Annotated in this window: 16 protein-coding genes and 1 pseudogene; 4 read left to right on the top strand and 13 right to left on the bottom strand. The window is 49.1% G+C overall.

Features of this window, described 5'->3' with window-relative positions; translation table 11 throughout:
* The first annotated feature begins 229 nt into the window (after positions 1-229).
* A complete protein-coding gene (locus tag ACO0LN_RS22730; protein WP_422977736.1) occupies positions 230-2,611 on the top strand; it encodes an ATP-binding protein in 2,382 nt (793 codons plus the stop codon).
* Positions 2,612-2,853: 242 nt separating this feature from the next.
* On the top strand, positions 2,854-3,282 hold the full coding sequence (locus ACO0LN_RS22725) for a response regulator (RefSeq protein ID WP_422977734.1): 429 nt from the start codon (positions 2,854-2,856) through the stop codon (positions 3,280-3,282).
* 140 nt (positions 3,283-3,422) lie between these two features.
* On the opposite strand, the gene ACO0LN_RS22720 is transcribed toward ACO0LN_RS22725, so the two are convergent.
* From ACO0LN_RS22720 to ACO0LN_RS22695, 6 genes are all read right to left on the bottom strand, one after another.
* Positions 3,423-3,662 carry a hypothetical protein gene (locus ACO0LN_RS22720; RefSeq protein ID WP_422977732.1) on the bottom strand — a complete coding sequence of 80 codons (240 nt, stop codon included), beginning with the start codon at positions 3,660-3,662 and terminating at the stop codon, positions 3,423-3,425.
* Positions 3,659-4,129: a phage baseplate assembly protein V gene (locus tag ACO0LN_RS22715; protein ID WP_422977730.1), complete on the bottom strand. Its 471-nt coding sequence runs from the start codon at positions 4,127-4,129 to the stop codon at positions 3,659-3,661. The genes ACO0LN_RS22720 and ACO0LN_RS22715 overlap by 4 nt, the downstream gene beginning before the upstream one ends.
* 251 nt (positions 4,130-4,380) lie before the next feature.
* Positions 4,381-4,695 (bottom strand): hypothetical protein, encoded by a 315-nt coding sequence (locus ACO0LN_RS22710; RefSeq protein ID WP_422977728.1) that lies wholly within the window; start codon positions 4,693-4,695, stop codon positions 4,381-4,383.
* Between the two features lie 562 nt (positions 4,696-5,257).
* Complete coding sequence (locus ACO0LN_RS22705) at positions 5,258-5,524, bottom strand: hypothetical protein (RefSeq protein ID WP_422977726.1); 267 nt, start codon at positions 5,522-5,524, stop codon at positions 5,258-5,260.
* Between the two features lie 180 nt (positions 5,525-5,704).
* Complete coding sequence (locus ACO0LN_RS22700) at positions 5,705-5,887, bottom strand: hypothetical protein (protein WP_422977724.1); 183 nt, start codon at positions 5,885-5,887, stop codon at positions 5,705-5,707.
* A 13-nt stretch (positions 5,888-5,900) separates the two neighbouring features.
* On the bottom strand, positions 5,901-6,851 hold the full coding sequence (locus tag ACO0LN_RS22695; RefSeq protein ID WP_422977722.1) for a phage antirepressor N-terminal domain-containing protein: 951 nt from the start codon (positions 6,849-6,851) through the stop codon (positions 5,901-5,903).
* A 276-nt stretch (positions 6,852-7,127) separates the two neighbouring features.
* Between ACO0LN_RS22695 and ACO0LN_RS22690 the strand changes: the two are divergent.
* Positions 7,128-7,730, top strand: a pseudogene (locus ACO0LN_RS22690) (phage portal protein); the annotation flags it as partial.
* A 261-nt stretch (positions 7,731-7,991) separates the two neighbouring features.
* Here ACO0LN_RS22690 and ACO0LN_RS22685 read toward each other — a convergent pair.
* The 4 genes from ACO0LN_RS22685 to ACO0LN_RS22670 form a co-directional block, all read right to left on the bottom strand.
* Positions 7,992-8,414, bottom strand: coding sequence for a hypothetical protein (locus ACO0LN_RS22685; RefSeq protein ID WP_422977720.1), 423 nt, complete (start codon positions 8,412-8,414; stop codon positions 7,992-7,994).
* Positions 8,415-8,788: 374 nt separating this feature from the next.
* On the bottom strand, positions 8,789-9,355 hold the full coding sequence (locus ACO0LN_RS22680; RefSeq protein ID WP_422977718.1) for a hypothetical protein: 567 nt from the start codon (positions 9,353-9,355) through the stop codon (positions 8,789-8,791).
* A gap of 492 nt (positions 9,356-9,847) precedes the next feature.
* Positions 9,848-10,153: a hypothetical protein gene (locus ACO0LN_RS22675; protein ID WP_422977716.1), complete on the bottom strand. Its 306-nt coding sequence runs from the start codon at positions 10,151-10,153 to the stop codon at positions 9,848-9,850.
* Positions 10,154-10,203: 50 nt separating this feature from the next.
* Positions 10,204-10,365: a hypothetical protein gene (locus ACO0LN_RS22670; RefSeq protein ID WP_422952347.1), complete on the bottom strand. Its 162-nt coding sequence runs from the start codon at positions 10,363-10,365 to the stop codon at positions 10,204-10,206.
* Between the two features lie 179 nt (positions 10,366-10,544).
* On the opposite strand from ACO0LN_RS22670, the gene ACO0LN_RS22665 reads away from it, so the two are divergent.
* Complete coding sequence (locus ACO0LN_RS22665; RefSeq protein WP_422952409.1) at positions 10,545-10,790, top strand: helix-turn-helix domain-containing protein; 246 nt, start codon at positions 10,545-10,547, stop codon at positions 10,788-10,790.
* Between the two features lie 21 nt (positions 10,791-10,811).
* On the opposite strand, the gene ACO0LN_RS22660 is transcribed toward ACO0LN_RS22665, so the two are convergent.
* The 3 genes from ACO0LN_RS22660 to ACO0LN_RS22650 all read right to left on the bottom strand — a co-directional run bounded on the left by ACO0LN_RS22660 (position 10,812) and on the right by ACO0LN_RS22650 (position 14,541).
* The gene (locus tag ACO0LN_RS22660) at positions 10,812-12,386 is read right to left on the bottom strand and encodes a DUF4942 domain-containing protein (RefSeq protein ID WP_422952346.1); all 1,575 of its coding nucleotides are present in this window, start codon (positions 12,384-12,386) and stop codon (positions 10,812-10,814) included.
* A gap of 52 nt (positions 12,387-12,438) precedes the next feature.
* A complete protein-coding gene (locus ACO0LN_RS22655; RefSeq protein ID WP_422977714.1) occupies positions 12,439-13,404 on the bottom strand; it encodes a hydrolase or metal-binding protein in 966 nt (321 codons plus the stop codon).
* Between the two features lie 96 nt (positions 13,405-13,500).
* Positions 13,501-14,541 (bottom strand): YqaJ viral recombinase family protein, encoded by a 1,041-nt coding sequence (locus tag ACO0LN_RS22650; protein ID WP_422977712.1) that lies wholly within the window; start codon positions 14,539-14,541, stop codon positions 13,501-13,503.
* Positions 14,542-14,757: the final 216 nt, after the last annotated feature.

Below are 14,757 nucleotides of genomic sequence, written 5' to 3'. Positions count from 1 at the left end.
CCCGCTTCAACATTTCCGCACTTTGATCTCTAAAAGGAAATTTATTGCGGAATTTTGTCGTTTCTACATCCATCTTCCACGCTAGTTGCCAATACAGCAAAATCGCGTTAACCTTGGCACCCAATACATGTTAACGCTTAGAGCTAATTACTCATGTCCCGCAGATGTAAATGTTGTCCGGTAAGGATAGCGCTACAATGTTGTTGCTTACCAATTTCCAGGACCGAGTATGTCCCCGACACAGAATGACAACGCAGATGCTTCTGGCGTTCTTTTGAACACCCATCCAAAGTGGGCGTTCATTGGCAGCGGGACGCCTATGCGCGATGCAGTCAGGGCGTTTGACTGGTCCAGGACAGAACTTGGCTCTATCAGCAACTGGCCAGCAGCCTTAAAAGCCACAGTGGCAATCGTCATGAATTCTGTGCACCCCATGTTTTTATGGTGGGGGCCAAAACTGATCCAGATATATAACGATGCCTATGTACCGAGCTTCGGTGTCGGAAAGCATCCAGCTGCATTAGGTCAGGCAGGGGAGGAATGCTGGCAAGAAATCTGGCCTGTCATCTGGCCGCAGATAAGCCATGTCATGAATGGTGGCGAGGCCCACTGGTATGAAGACAATCTGGTTCCTATCTGGCGCAATTCGCGCATGGAAGATGTGTACTGGACTTATACCTATACACCCGTCTATGGCGACGACGACCGTATTGCAGGCACGCTGGTCGTGTGCACCGAGACTACATCGCGGATTCTGGCTGAACGCAGGCAACGTACCTTGTCTTCCCTGACAGAGCGACTGACGTTTTGCAAAAGCCGCGCAGAAATATTTGAGACTGTCAGTGCTGTAGCTGCCGAGAATACTGCCGACATTTTGGCCGTGGCCGTCAATCAGGAAGATGCCGCCGGCCTCAACAAGGACACGCATTTCAGTATTCATGCGCTTGAACTCCATTTCCATCATGATTGCTCACTGACTTTTGAATTGTCGCAGCGCTTGCCGTTTGATGCTGCTTACAGCAAATTCCTGCATGAATTTACTGCTGTCGTTTGTCGTGCGCTCACACATATGGAAAGTTTGCTGGCCCGTGATTTTGCGGCGGCTGAAAGAGATCGCCTGCTTTTCGATGCTCCTGTAGGAACAGCGATCATGCTGGGGGATGATTTGGTTTTTCAGCTGGCTAATCCTATTTACTGCAAAATTATTGGCCGCCCGGAAGTGATGGTAGTGGGACATAGTTTTGATCAGGTTTTCCCGGAATTGCTTGACTCAGAAGTACGCGCAAGATTCAAGCAGGTTTTCAGGGAGGGCAGTCCTTTTGTATCTGAAGAAACCAAAGTACGCATCAGTTTATATGGCGGCGAGCCTGAAGACCGCTATTATATTTACAACCTGGCACCGATACGCCGTGTCGATGAAAAGGTGCATGGCTTGATGGTCATTACGATTGACATTACATCCCAGGTGCTGGCCCGTACAGAGATCGAACGCTTGAATGACAATCTCAATGTAACTTCCCGCGCCAAGGATGAGTTCCTGGCAATGCTGGGCCATGAACTGCGTAATCCCCTGGCACCGATAGTGACTGCGCTTGAGTTGATGAAAATGCGTAACCCTACGGTCAGCAAGGAGCAGGCTGTTATCCAGCGACAGGTCGATCATCTGGTGCGTCTGGTCGATGACCTGATGGATGTTTCAAGAATTACCAGCGGTAAGGTGCAGCTCAGGATGGTTGCAACCAATCTGCGCGACGTGATGAATAAGGCATTGGAGATGGCCAGCCATTTGCTGGAGAAAAAAAATCACCATCTGACGCTCGATGTCGCACCCATTACCTGGGTAGGTGATCCGGCACGCCTGGCCCAGGTCGTCGCTAACCTGCTGACCAATGCGGCAAAATACACGCCCGACGGTGGTGAAATTTCATTGGTGACTTATCACAAGGACGATGAAGTCAAGATATGTGTCAGCGACAATGGCGTCGGTATTTCCGCCAGTCTGATGCCAAATATTTTTGATCTTTTCGTGCAAGGTGGCAGGAGCGTAGACCGGTCTGATGGCGGCTTGGGAATAGGCCTTGCACTGGTCAGCAATCTGGTGCAGCTGCATCATGGCAGTGTGCAGGCCGAAAGCCCGGGTGATGGTTTGGGAAGCAGCTTTACCATCAGTTTGCCACATAAGCTGACGGTGGCAGTAGCAGAGCCTCAAGAGAAGCAGGCTCATGTACCCTCCGGTACCAAGGCGCGTATTCTCGTTGTGGATGATAATCGCGATGCTGCTGATTCCCTGTTTGAATTGCTTTCGGCCATGGGGCATGAGGTCAGGGCAGTCTATGATCCTGTACAGGCACTGACCGAAGTAAAACTCGAGATGCCGGAGTTTGCCATTCTTGACATAGGCTTGCCAGGCATGGACGGTTATGAACTTGCCAAAGCCATTCGTGAATTACCTGGTGGCAGCGCAATACGGCTGATTGCATTGACTGGTTATGGACAGCAGCATGATAAAGAACGCAGCCAGAGCACAGGTTTTAATGCACATATGATCAAGCCTATAGAGCTTGATTATTTAGAACGGTTTATTGCAACAAACCGGGCAAGTGAATCGTAAGTGTTTGTAGGGTTTGTCCGACAGTATTTTAAGATTTCACTGCTAGGGAATAATCATTTTTGTAAGTAACATTTCATCAGTGAACAAGATGGCTTAACACTATTGCGGCAACAGTCAGGGCAACAGTCACTATGCATGCTGTCTATTTTAAAATAATCAAAAATAAAATAATTACTTATACCGCTCTGACTCGGATGTGCAGTGGAGGCTCGGACAGGGCGATTCAGCTGAGATAAATAATAATGATAAATTCAATCCCCGAGAATGAACATGAAACCTCACCCGGTACTGAGACCGGCAGCCAGGTAGAGTCAGGTTTGCATATTCTGGTTGTGGAAGACAACCCGGATTTGCTGGAAATGCTTTGCGAAATGCTTTACTTGATTGGTCATCATCCTACTCCAGCAGGTAGTGGCGAAAGGGCTTTGGAATTGCTACAGGAACGATCGTACGATGTGTTGTTGACAGATATTAATTTGCCCAAGATGTCAGGTGTTGCACTTGGTAAGCAAGCAGTAGAAGACGCACCGGACATGCATATTATTTTTTCATCCGGTCATGGTGCTCATATACAAACCTACGTTAATTTCCCATGCCATGTATTGACCAAGCCTTTTGAGTTGAGTCAAGTTCAACAAATTCTGGATGGATTTACCCGCAAATCCCGATAGCCAATCACGGCTCCGCCATTGTCCAGGGCAGTAAAAAAAATCCGGGTTTACTGTCACCAGCTTGCCCTGATTGCATTTGATTTCTCAGGCTGCTTGTAGCGCTTCTATGACCAGAATGAATTGCTGTAACTTTAATGGCTTCACAAAGTGGGAGTCAAAGCCAGCTTCTGCCCGGCGCGGCATGCGGGGATGCCGTTCAATGTCATCCAGGAGGAACCCTCTACCATCACCGGGTTAGCGTGCGGTACCGGTCCATGTGGGACGATGCGATCACCAAGCAGCACGACAGGCGCGCCATCAACGGCAAAGAAGTCTTGCCCACCAGCGCGGTGCGGGCCGCCTGCGCGGTCCAGGGCTTTTACGGCGATACCGTGACTCATGATTTGACGCCCTCAAATTTAGGCGTGCGCAAGGTCACGCCATCGTTGCGCAGTTCCAGCGTGGTATTGCCCACGACAAAACTAAACTTGCCCTCTGCTGGCAAGGTGATGATGTAGTGATGCTCTGCGTGGTTGTAATCAGCCGTCGCGCCGTCTGGGTATTCGGTGCGGGTGTTGTCTGGGTTGGTGTCTGGTGCTGGATTGTGGTTGCTGGCAATGCCTGGCAAAACCACGCCGCCCGCAAATTCACCGGAGGGCGAAAGCAAAACGCATTGCTCGCCAACGGTGGGCGGGTTCCATGTCTTTGTTTTGCCGGCGCGTGCCGTTGCCATGGGCAAGAAGCCGGTTTTAATGTCGCCAATTTGCAGGCGCACTTGCGGTACGCGACCGTGCTTTACTTCAGCAATGGTGCCAAAGCGGACGAGATTTTGCAGGCGGCGGGAGAGGTCGGCAAGGGTGAATTCCATGCCGACTATGGTGACGTGACCGGGCTAGCCAGTCACGCGGGGAGGGGTTGCTATGTCAGATAGCAACCAGCCGGATTTCTACGTTTAGGCGAAAGTGGTGGTTTGTAGGCAGGTCGCTTGGAAATGCGTTCCTGGACTTGGTTAATCGAGACATCTCAGAATTAAGACTATCGAAGTCTTTATTTATTTTGGCTCTCTATGGGGAATTTTTGCAAAATATGTTCAGGTAAAATTTGAACGTCTTAAATTAATTACGGATTTTCGATTTCCAATTGATCATTGGCTACTACTACTGCGCTGATATTGTAGGATTCATAATCTTTTGGGCGAATTATTAAATTGCCATCTATGTGATTGCCGCCGTGGTAGCTTGCTGTCAATATCACATCAAATGCGTCACGAAAAGCGATAAAAAGATAGCCCACTGCTATCTCTCCATCATCCCTGTCTTTGATATGGTCACCGCCCTCTTCGAGGCCAAATTCACTGCCGTCAATTTGATCAAATTCGACTTGACCATCATTGTATGTAATTTCGAGTTCTACAAAACCAGAAACTTGTGCCATTTTTTGGCTCCTAACTTCGTATATGTTTACGCGTCGTTCAGAATGTAAAAGTATAAAAAACTTCGTTTGGGAGTATTGGTATTTGAAAATGTTTAAGAAAAGATTTCTACATTGATTAAACGAAAAATCAGACGAAATCTGCCCCCTTCATCATGCGTTCCTTGCTTTTGAAAGTTCAAAAAATAGTGAAGGGTGGGGCAAGATTCTATCAAGTAAACCAATTATTCGCAGCTTCTTTTATTTGCAAGTCATACATGGAATCGTAAGCATTTTTTCCAAAAAATGCTCGGCACATAATGCCATAAAGATAGAAAAAGGATTTGAGGTGGTATTGCGGATACTCAGTTTTAGAACCGAGCAAGATAAATTACTTTTTTGCGTTAAATAATGAGTGAGTTGCTGACCCTACAGCAACTCGTTATGTTTTTTCTCATCTGGAAGGGATTTAGGCTAAAGCTGAGTTTGATTAGTGCGCAATACTTCGCGGCTGAGATTTGTTTGATCCAGTTACTGAATCTTAGTTCTCGTTTAAACTGATTACATTAGGTTGACTGTATGAGTATCAGTTTTTTGAAGTAGCGGCTGCTACATAGCGCTCCCAATTACCGTTCTTGACATCGGAAATTGCAGTGTTAATCAAGTGTTGTACTGGGTTAAATTCCAAGCTACTAAGAAGCGCGCTGAATTTCGTCATCAAAGAAACTTGATAGCTATAACCGTTTGCTGGCTTGTTATCACAAAAAACTTTAACGTGAACAGCGTCGTTTGCTTCGATGATGCGAACTTCATAGTCTTTATCGTCATGTTTAAAAAAATGGTTTGTTTTCAATCTTTACTCCCATAAAAAGGTTTCACAGAAACACGAAAATTGTGTTTCTGCGCAAAGTAAATAAGGGTGACCCCAATATTATCAAGCCCACGTCGAGTGTATTTTTGTGTTGTTGCGAATGCGCTCAAAGCGCCCCTTGCAACAAAGACCATCGTCTCGACCGATAAATAGCTTAGCACTTCAATTTTTTGAGTGTATTGGCACTGGATAACCCAGCAAGGCGCACCAGTCTTTTAGTTCTTCAAGCAAGCACATTCGTTTTACAGGGTGGGTGGAGGTTTTTAGTTTGGCTAGGGCGGCCTGGTGGGCGGCTTGTACTAGCTGGCGTTCTTTGGTGGTCAGGGGTTTGGTGGTGGTTGGCATGGTGGTGTCCTGTTTAATTTTTCAATGAATAACCTTGCGCGTCGAATACATGGCACTTGACGGGTTTTTTGCGCAAGATGCTGCTGACGTCTGTGGCTTCGATGAATGCGGGGTCTTTGCTATCTTTAATGGATTTGCGCAGGACGGCCATGTCGGGCATGCGGAGCTTGTGTTGTTCGGCCAGTTCTGCGACTTCGGGCAGGTTGATGGCGATGCGGTGGGCGAGGCGGCTATGGTTAAGGGCGATGCCTGATTCTTCGAGCTGTCTGACGATGTCCCAAAACTGGTTGACGCTGACTGGCTGCCTGGGCCTGGGTGCTGGGGCCAGTTTGACAGGTTCAACAGGCAGGGGAAGGGGTGCGGGCTTGGGGAAGGCGAAGTGGTTAAGGTCTGGCACTTCGTGGCCGATTTGGTCGGCAATAAAGCGTAATTGTTCAAAGAGGCCAGCGCGTATGGCCGGGCTTTCTGTTTTTTCGATTTCTCGCATGCGGTCGCGGCATTGTTGCTGCATGGTCAATATGTCGCGCATCTTGAGCCGTATGGAATAGTTGCCAACGGCTTGCGGCGCTGGCTCGCGTGGCGCGAGCATCTGGATTTGTACTACACCGGATTTTGTACCGCCTTGCGTCCAATGGTCCCAAAGGACGTCGTCACATTCGTTTTGATAGCGGATGATTTTTTCTTTGAGTTCTGGGGCGACTTTGTTGGGGTAGATCGAATATAGCCAGGCAGGTAATTTGCGCAGCGGCAAGCATGTCATTTCATAGGTTTTGCCGTCAGAACCAGTCGCGGGCATTTGACCCACAACTGATTTAAAGCGCTCATTTAGCTTTTCATGCTGTGTTTTCCAATCCAGCCCCATGTTTTCAACGATGGGCCTCATCGCCACCATAGGCTCGTTGTCTTTGCCGATCATTGCCAGCATGTCTTCATAAAATGGGACAGAAATAATCTGAGTTTGCATGTTCTTTCCTTTAATTAATTGGATTCGTTGTGCGCGCATAGAAAATAGTAAATTAGTTTGCAAAATATTACGAGACCGTGAAGAGTTGACGCAAATTGCACATTGTGAAATGTGGTTGATGTTTGCGGCAGATCAGATCAAATCAAGTCAGACAGATGGTTCCAGGTGGTGAGGAGGCGTTGTTGTACGGGGGAGAGGAGGGCGTGTAGGCCTCGGGGGGGCGAGGGGTTGTTCGCCTGCGGATTCGAGCAGTTGCAGCAGCATGGTGAGGGCGCTGGCTGGCAGGAAGATCATGTATTTGAGTCTGGCGCGATTTTCCATTTGATGGAGCCAGATATTAACCAGGAGGTGTACGGACTGCCTGAGTATTTGAGTGCCTTGCACTCTGCCTGGTTGAATGAGGCGGCGACGCTGTTCAGGCGCAAGTATTACAAGAACGGTTCACACGCTGGCTTCATCTTGTATATGACAGACCCGGCACAGAATCAAAGCGATGTCGACAACATGCGCCAGGCGCTGCGTGACAGCAAGGGGCCGGGCAATTTCCGCAATGTGTTCATGTATGCGCCCAACGGCAAGAAGGACGGCATCCAGATATTGCCGGTTTCTGAGGTGGCGGCCAAGGATGAATTCTTCAGCATCAAGAACGTTACACGCGATGACATGCTGGCCGCGCACCGGGTACCGCCTCAATTGCTGGGGCTTGTGCCGAACAATACGGGCGGGTTCGGGGATGTAGAGAAAGCGGCCAAGGTGTTTTCTATGCATGAGCTGGAGCCGCTGCAGGCGCGGTTTAGGGAGTGTAACGAATGGCTGGGCGAGGAGGTGATCCGCTTCACGCCATATTCATTGGGTAATGAGGGAGGTAAAACGAAATGAGTGATGTTGCGGATATGTCAGATAAAAATGTCGAGACGTTTATTGCTTCGGCGATTGCGCATGCGCGGGGCGGGGTACGTATGCGGTGTACGGGGGCTTGCCGGTTTTGTGATGAGCCGGTGGCACCCGATACACTGTTTTGTGATCGGGATTGTCGGGATGATTTTGAGCGTGAACAGCGGATTTTGCGGATATCTGGTAAGTAAGAAAAATTCTATTTAGCGGTGATCTTTCTTCTACCTTGCAAGATCGTTAAGACACTTACTTAATAGAGCGCATTGCACCTCGGTGCCGAGCAGCAACAAAGAAAATAAAGGCAATAAACAGTGAGGAAAAAACAACCACGACATTCATAGACTTACCATCGACAAAGGTGTCGTAAGTGCAGAATGCTGCAAATGCTAAAAACACAAAGCCACCGACTCGAAAAGCGAAGGGAGATAGGACGCCACCGCCCTGACGAACTCCTCTTCCGAAAAAAATTCGATATGCGATTGTTAGCCCCAAGATACCAACCAGTAGCGCGATCGTCATAGTGGCGCTAATTGCTAAAGTCGTTTCATCCCTAACCATACAGAGCCATACGCCGACAGCACCGAGCGAAGCGAACGGGAGCGAAACAACCGCAAGCGCAACACCTGCCAATCGCTGCGACAGCCTAGAAGTTGATTGACCTTCCCACATATATGTATGCCTAACGTCTGAATTGTGGGGCGGAGCAGCCGTCCCAAAAAAATGAAAAATTATACTTTACCATCTGGCTTACCAAAGAAGTTCTGCCATTTAAAGCGCTCGGAAAGTTGTATTGCATTTGCCGCATGGGCAGGAAATTGTCCAAGCGCACGGTCTAATGCCATTATTTATACTCAGTGCTTCCACATTCAGTAGCTGGTTGCAGTCCAGGCATGACTGGGTGATCGGGGCGCCACTGTTGGATTGAGCGAGCGCAATATATATTTGTATAGCTTGCGGTGAAAGACTTTCCAAATTCATCCCAGAAAGATATTTTTCTTCGTCGGTCATTGCGATATGTAAGTGATTGAAATGTGAGATAAGCCTTAGCCTACCTTTTTAGCTTGTGGGACGTTACGTTTCGCCTCAGCACTGAGCTCTTCAATCAACTTCATTTCTATGCCATATGGAAGTCTGAAAAAACCATTGTTGGACAAAATTCTATGATCTCTATTACGCTCATAGGAGATGATCTTGCCATTTTGCACATTGAAAACGCCAATTATGTTCTCTGAGCTTGGAGGGCCGGGACGCAAGTCCATTAGATCAAATTTACCGTTCTTAATCTTCTCAGCCTGGGATTTAATTTGTGGGAGTTTTGCGCCTTCACGACGAATGAAGTCATGCATGTATTCGACGAAAACGGAATTTCGGGCAAAATTTTCAGGAGCAATCTTTCCGTTAGGCTGAAGTAGTTGCCCGACAATGGCTTGTGGTATCAGCCCCGTGGAAAATATGATTTTTTGCGGCACTATGGTTACATAGTGTACTTCCCCGGATCCAATATCAACGTTAACTACGGCAAACGGGGATAGGGTATCGTTGGCGCTGAATGCAGATACGGCCAAGCCAAAGAGGCCGAAAAATGCGAGAAAATGTTTTAGTCGTTGCACTCGGCGTTCCTATTTGAACATGTGTTTATAGAATCAGCTACGTTCCTTCGACCGCATGTGCGGCGCAATGTAGCCCTGATTGTGCATATTCTACAACAATGGCATCTGCTTCTTGCCTTCCATAAGCGGTAACCATGAACTCGCTGGCGATAGACCAATGCATCGAAGGTGCGCCCTCCCATATCGTCCAGCAGCCAATTCAATCATCAAAAACCATTTAGTCCCCTGGCGCGCAGACATCCCCCCACCACGCCTGCCCGCTAAATAGATCGCTTTTGACTCAAATATGCGTCACCAGTTAGGACCAAGCCCGGCTTACGTTTGCGGCCGCATGGATGCCTCCAAAAGCTGACGCAATTTGACGCAAATTTTTTGGCAAATTCAATGAAGTGGGGAGGGCGGGAAAATTGTGATTTTAAACTACGGCGAGCTGGTGTGGGTATCGGGGAATTCGGAGCCAGCGCAGTTGAGATGCGCAGCTCCCCGGTAAGACTAGATTTTAGATTTATCAGATGCTTTTGAACGAATGCCCTCCAGCTTTGCACGTTGTGCGTCACTGAGATCAGGGTCTTTTAATTGTTTGTCTGCCTGCCTTGCCGTTGATGTCGCAGCAGCATTGGTGACGGCTGGCAGTACTTCTTTTGCGGTGTATTTCACGGCGTTAAACAATCCCTTGCCCAAGATTTTGAGACCGGCTACTGCCTTCTCTCGCTTGCCAAATGACTCGAAGCGTAATTCGTCGACGGCGGCAGACATATTGAAATAACTGCGTTTCTTTTCTTCTTCGCTTTCACTCATGGTGACTATCTCCTGGTCATGGTTAAGTGGAATAAGGCTGATTAAGTCGGCTACACCTTGCCGCTGCCTTCACATTCAGGGCAGGGGACGCGTACCTTTTTGTCGCCTGCACATACAGGGCAGTTACTGGGATGTTCGTCATCGCCATATTCCATAGGGCAGGGGATGACACCTTTTCCTTTGCATTCTGGGCATTTTTCGGATTTGCTCATGGTGATTTTCTCTTTCGTTAATTAATGAAGGTGTGCTGTTTCAGATAGTAATTCGGTGAATGTCGTTGCTTCTTGATAAAGATTTTTGAATTCTAGGGACTTGATGTCTCTGGCCGTAATACTAAAATGGGTCGTAAATGCCGTGGTCGTTTGAGCATCATATCGCGATCATGGAAACCATGGCAAGAGTTTCTGGAAAACTTGATAAAGACAATTACCTGGTTCAGCTAGGTGCGGCTGTCCGTGCGCGGCGGGTTGCCCTCGCGCTATCGCAAGAAGCTTTGGCTGATTACGCAGAAATAGATCGCTCGCATATGGGGAAAATTGAGCGTGGAGAGAGAAACGTTACATTTTTGAATTTGGTTAAAATCGCTAAGGCGTTTCAATGCAAGCCCTCCGATCTGTTTATTGATGCCGGGTTATAGCCAGGTCGTGATATTGAATTTTTACTTTCTCTCTGCGCTCATCATCACCACCGAAACATTGGTCCCCGCGAACTCATTCTCATAAACTCGCACCCAGTTAAGATTCCAACCCGGCAGTACATCCTTCCCTTTCGTTGACGCAGGCAGTATTGCCACAATTCGCCCCTGCGGTTTCACCAGACCTGCTGCCGCCTCCAGATGAGCAAGCGCTCTCCCATCAGAAAACGGCGGGTTCATCAGCACCCTGTCAAAGCGCTCCGTCGTTGTTCTGGCATACTCCAGGAAATCCATCTGCAAGACGTTAAAGCCCTTTTCTGCAAGAATGTGTGCATGCAATCTGCTGATTTCGACGCAGCGTGTTTGCTCTTTGGGCAAGTGCAAGGCCAGGTTCCCTGTACCTGCACTCGGTTCTAGACAAAAGTCCCCCTCGTTGATACCCAGCTCAGTTGCCGCATCTTTTGCCATCTCTGCCGGAGTCGCAAAAAACTGATAGGTCGCCCGGTCAGGCAGGCAGCCACTGGCAATCACTTCATTGAGCACGCCATCCAGCTTAAAATCAAATTCGACATTCCCCTTTTTATTGATGGCCCCTCCAAGATATTGCAATACCCTGATTGCCTCCACTTTGGCAGGTGAAGAGAGGCAATGCTGATAACTGAATTGAAACTCCAGCGGATTGTGTCGGCTAGCCCGCAACTCAGACAGCACCTCAATAACAGCAAATGGCAATGGCCGGTTCATCAACTGATAGTGTTTTTCCTGCTTCACCGGCTTCTTGCGGAACTGTGCAGGAATCGCTTGAGGATAGAGAGAATGCAGCACCTGATTCAAGCGCCAGGCCATCTCAGGATGAACCTCCAGATGCGCTGTTCCCTTCAGGTAGCAACGCAGCTTCAATGCACCACCATCGAGGATCAGCCACTCACCATGACGCTGCCTTGCCATGCTGACAATTCCCGAGGTCGCATTCCACTTAGGTTCATCCCTGAACATGAACTTCGCGATTACCGCACGCAGGTCATTGATCAGCCCGGCCCTGCTGGTATTGGTACTCCACTCACTGGTGACATAACCAATAATCATCCGTTTGCTAAAGCCCGCAGGCGAGTTCGTCACATGCTCCCCGGACAAGCCCCGGAATATTCCCTCCACCCGCTCAGCAAAAAACTTCTGGCGAGATGCCAGCAAATCACCGATAGTAGGGCGGACTGCTTCAGCCGTGAAATCGGGGGATGTCATCTCACTGATGATCTTGTTCCATTCATCACGACGCTTTTGCGGCATCACACTCAACACATCCGTCATTGCAAGTGTCTTCGACCAATATGCAGCATTCAAGGCAGCAATCGCACCGGCAGGATTAAACAGCTTCTGGACACTGGGCTTGAAGCGGTTGTGTTCATCGCCATTCCCGTCCAGAAAGTACTCCATGGCCGCCGACAATTCACCATCAATCATCCCGGCAATATGGGTGATACGCTGGCGCATACTGTTGTATTGCGCCAGCAGACCATCAATCAGGTCAGATGACACCGGCGCAAAAAACGGCGTCGCGTCATCCACGATATTAAAATCTGTTATGTCCATGTCTGTCATGGAATCTTCTCCTAGAATTCATTGATCATTTATTGATTTAAAGACGCACGCCTTAAGGCCGAGTGAGCAAGGCAGAAGGTGGCGAACCAAGTTTCTTGTCCAGCTTGTCCACCAGACTGGGTTTGGACCTGACTAGTGCCGCAAGCGGCTTGCCCGCAGCCGTGCTGTCAAATAGTGCAGCAGAGACAGCAGATTCAGCGGATTCAGCATCGCCAGACTCAGGATAAAATTCCTCCAGCGTTTCCAAGGATTCCTCTGCACTCTCCTCAAAGGCCCCATTGGCAAACCCCTGCACCGCAGCCCCATCCAATGCAGTCTGATCAAACCCGCACTCCCTGCGCCTTTGATCCGTATCCCTCGCCTGAGTTATCGCCGCCTCCAGCGACATACCTTCCCGCACAGTTAAATCCACGTAATAGATCGCAGACCGATGGCTCATGGTGGTGCTTTTACCTCTGAGTCTCAGTTCTAGCGGCAAACAAGCCAACAGGTTTCCTGACACCGCCTGGTAATAACTGAGCCTTGCCGCCAGGGTACGAATGCTGTTAAATCCCGTTGTCCTGAAAATAAACGACCCCAGCTCATCCTCATCCCCGATCTGCACATTCAGGCGACCATACGGCTTGCAGGCGCCATTCTTAGCCAGCTCACAGCCATCCGGCGAAGGGCAGGGCAGGCTTTGCATCCCTGAGTCTGTGAACCGCTTGCAAGTCTCCCCGTTCCCCACGCATAGAGGTCGCCCAGTCTGTCTGTCAAACATGCTGTATTCCGCCCGCAAGTTCAACTCAGGCTCATTGAACAGAACTCTCACTGGGATTGAGCGCAGCTTGTCCACCCCAGCTTTCTTGCGCAGCTCCTCATCCAGTGGGTGATTGACCCAGCCATTGCGTCCCTGCACCTGCGAAGTGATCGTGAAAAAATCTTCTTTCACTGGCAGGCGCTTGCCATTCTTCTCAACGACACTGCCTATGGAAATACGCCCTAAGATCGGTGGCGTGATTGCAAGTCCTTTAATCATGATGTTTCCTTGAAATAAAAAAGAAAGCCTGTTCCGACATACGGAATCAGGCTCTATGGATTGGTTTGACTTGTTACTGATGGCTGGTACTTTGGGTTATTGCCCAGAATCGGTATCACTATTCATGGTCTTTGGCGTCAGCAAAAATCTCCTGCTGCCTGGCCTGGTCAATGGATACTGTTGCAATAGACCTGGCTGATCGAGCAATAGCTTCTCTACATCAAGACGCTTACTGTCTTTAGATCGCTTCCAACTGACACGCCCGCTATCAAAGCACGCCGTACTAGCGTTCCCCAGGCGCTGCTGAATTTGCTGAGTCAGCAAAGCCGCCAGTTCCTCCCGATTCTCTATATCCGCCCGCAAATTGACCAGATCTGCAAAGAGGGCTGACATTTCTGTGTCAGTGGTGAAGTCAAGATGATTGCCAGAGTCATGGGGATATAGACAACGTAAAGCCATATCCGCTGATTCTGAGCCGTCCGCTGGTGGTGGCGTGTCGGTTTCCACGTAATGCCAGAACTGTCTTTCCAGCTCTATCAGCCTGGCAATCAACTCATCATCACGGGTAATCCGGTAAATCCTGATTTCCTGCCCACATACCAGCACACAGACATCAGCAGCGGCCTTGCCAGTGACAGCAAGCTGATGCTGGACCTGACAGACGATGTATTCAGGCACACCGTCCCGCCACAGCCGGACACCGAATTCCCCGGCTGTCTTACATTCGAGGATTTGCACCTCCGGTGCACCAGTCACTTCCCGGTCAATATTTGCCAGCATCCAGGACTTGTCAGGATCTGGATGCTGTAGCACAGCATTGATCTTGCGCACCCGGTTACCGGTGCGGCGGGTGTAGTGGGCTGCGACTATGGGTTCCAGCAGGGATCCCCAGTAGGTAGGACTGGTTTCGTCATTTGGATCAATCTTGGGCAAGCCAGCATCTCGGCCAGTCTTGACCATCCACAATTCCAGTGGCGACTGATAGGGGTTCAGACCTACGGCAGTACCCGCATCGCTACTACCTATGCCTTGCTTGCGGACTGTAAGCCAGTCGTTCCGGCTGAGTTCCTTTGTCTTGACCAGTTTCAGGGCTGGCCGGTTTGGTTTGAGTACATCGGTTTTTTCTGCGGCAGACATAAAAGCTCCGGGTTGAATTTGATGGATTGATGAAAGTGAAAACAAAGGAATAAAGAAGAGCCAGGCCTTAGAGGCAAAAAAGCCCGGCAACAAGCGAATGCTGCCGGGCAGGGGGAGTGGTGTTTTCAGTTTTTTGTGCCCATAACACGCAAAGACACTTATTTTTATTGATACTGTGGAACAGCCATGCAAATGCACTTGCCTGGCAGTTTTCTG

Origin of the sequence: Undibacterium sp. TC9W (genome assembly GCF_049339865.1) — a bacterium.
Lineage (GTDB): Bacteria > Pseudomonadota > Gammaproteobacteria > Burkholderiales > Burkholderiaceae_D > Undibacterium.
Note: the sequence above shows the minus strand (reverse complement) of the source record. Positions and strands in the feature narration are given on the sequence as shown.